Genomic DNA, 2,627 nt, shown 5'->3' with positions numbered 1-2,627 from the left:
TCATTCCAAAGTGCTTGTGCCTGGTCAAGAATCCATTTGTAGCTGCCGTCGTTGCACCGTAAGCGATACTCTTGAACATAATAGGAGGTTTTCTGGGCTAAGTGATCCTCCATGGCTTTGATCACCTGGTCTAAATCATCGGGATGGATGTGTGTCCGCCATTGATGGTTATAGTTTCCGATGTCGTAGCTTTCATCATACCCCAGCATTTCCTTACATCGGCTGGAGACAAAGGTTTCATTGGTTTTGGGGTTCCAGTCCCAAATTCCCTGATTAGCTGCCTGTAGTGCCAATTGCCAGCGTTGCTCACGTTGCCGTAAGGATTGCTCTGCCAAAATATGCTCTTCAATTTGAGATTTTAGCTCCTGGTTGAGCTGCTCAAGTCCAGCCAGACTAGGTGAATTTTGGATTCGAGGTAGAATATAGTATAACTTTATAGCAGTGTAGACAGAAACTATAGCTGTAATTGCCTTAATAGAGCCTGATAGCCAGTAAGCTGGAGCCCAAAGGGTCCATAGTTCCATCAGGTGAGTGGTGCCACCGCAAATAATAAACGCCCCAAACAACATCAATAGTCCCTTGAAAGGCAGATTCTGCCGCTGCCTAATCAAGTACACTAGCAGTATGGGAATCAAATAGTAGGCTAGGGTAATCAGAGCATCACTGATCAGGTGCAGCCAGATCACGTTAGCCTGCCAGAGGTAGCAGTTACCTTGGGGAATAAACGTTTCGGCCAATAGGAGATAGTCAAAGAAATTGATCATAATTAGGTTGACAATTGACATGATTGCTGACAGTCAACCGTTAACCATCAACTGTGAATAAAATGTGATCAATTCTACTATGTCCGATCTGCTAATTCTACGTCCACTAACTGATCAGGATGATTTATTTATCTGACAACATTTGATTCTTCTGTGCTATCATCTTAAGTCTTAGTTGACTGCGCTCAATGCGATTCAACACCCGAGCCAATAGCTCTGGGGCTCTTATTGGCTTTTGTACGTAATCATCAGCCCCGGCCATAAACACTTGCTGCACAGTTTCAGCATCTTGAACAGCGGAGAGAAACAGCACAGGTAACTCACCCCAGCGAGAGTCATTGCGTACCACCTGGCACAGGTCAATACCGCTAAATTCCGGCATTTCCACATCCAAAATCAGTAAGTCGGGAGTACACTGCTCTATGGTTTCCCAGAACTGTTGTGGATCGTTTAGCAAAGTCAATTGAAATCCCCAAGGTTCTAGCACAGTGCGTAGCTGATCCAGGATTTGAGGGTCATCGTCAACAATCAATAGCTTTGCCTGTGGTGGATCAGATTGTTGCAAAGCTTTAGCGATCGCATCCATCACCTTGTGAGGTGCTACAGGCTTCTGAAGAAAACCGCGTCCCCCCAAACGAGCCACTCTGACTCGTTCAGCAAAACTCTCTTGAGCCGTAAACACTACCACAGGTACAGGGGGCTGAGTTGTTTTCAGTTCTTTTAACAGCTCGAATCCATTTCCCAGTGATTCAGGAAAACACAAGTCTAGCAGGACCACATCGGGGCGGTTACGAGCAATTGCTTTTCTCCCTTGAGATATATCACCCGCCACCTCAACCTCCATTTTCCAGGTTGCTAGCTCTGAGGCTAACCCTTGCGCTAGTGTTAAATCATCATCCACAATCAGTAGTCGTGGGCAGTGGGGAATGGGGAATCGAGAGTGGGGAATTGGGAGTACGGGACTTTCAGTAGATTTTGGCAGGTTAGGCTCTGTCTCTAGTTGTTGTCGTAGTTCTACCACTAGTTGAGACAGATGTGCTATGGTCTCTTTGCTACCTTTTTTCGCAGATTGCAATATCTGCTCAATCTCACGGGATTTGAGAGAGGCTTGATCAAAACCAAAGCTACCGAGGGAACCAGCTAGGGTGTGTGCCTCCCGTAAAGCTTCCTGTCGCAACTTTCCGGTGAGATTACCATCTCGCCAATCCGTCACGGCCTGCTCCAATACATTGAGCCGCTTGATATAGTTTGACTTCTGCTGCTCCCAAATGGCACTTAGTCCTGATGGCTTTGGTTCTTGGGATTGAGTTTTAGGGACTGGGGAAACGGAACTATCACTCTTGATCTTTGATTGTTTCAGGTTAGATGGTGTCTTTTTACCTGCTTTTTTGCCTTTGTTTTTCTCAGTCTTTGTTTGACCATTACCTTCGGAGGAGGTTTCTCTGAGCCGATAACCCAAGCCGTAGACGGTTTCAATTAAATCATTTTTGGCTCCAGCTTGCTTGAGTTTCCGCCGTAAACTTTTGATATGAGCTCTAACGGCATTTTCTGTAGGGGGTTCTTCAAAAGACCAGAGATTATCTAGCAGGAAACTTTGGCTAAAGATGCGGTGGGGGTTCCGTAAAAACAGCTCTACTAGACCATACTCCTTAGGTGTAAGATGCAAGAGTTCCTGATCGTAGCTGACCTGGCAATTACTGGGATCAAGGTGCAGTAATCCCCACTCAAGCACCGGTAGTAGGGGGGTGCTGCTGCGGCGCAGCACTGCTCGAATTCTGGCTAATAATTCAGGTATGTCTAAGGGCTTGACTAAATAATCATCTGCTCCTGCGTCTAAAGCTTCGACTTTGTTAGTGCTGGTGT

The 2,627-nt window shown here is 46.2% G+C and carries 2 protein-coding genes; both read right to left on the bottom strand.

Annotated elements, in window-relative coordinates; translation table 11 throughout:
• Positions 1 to 764: PAS domain-containing protein (locus F6K37_RS37730; RefSeq protein WP_287256151.1), on the bottom strand; the 764-nt coding region annotated here is incomplete at its 3' end.
• A gap of 124 nt (positions 765 to 888) precedes the next feature.
• The coding region (locus tag F6K37_RS37725; protein ID WP_287256150.1) for a response regulator at positions 889 to 2,627 on the bottom strand (1,739 nt) is incomplete at its 5' end.

It is taken from the genome of Moorena sp. SIO4E2 (assembly GCF_010671945.1).
In the GTDB taxonomy this organism is placed as follows: domain Bacteria; phylum Cyanobacteriota; class Cyanobacteriia; order Cyanobacteriales; family Coleofasciculaceae; genus Moorena; species Moorena producens.
This window is presented reverse-complemented; position numbering and strand designations above follow the sequence as displayed.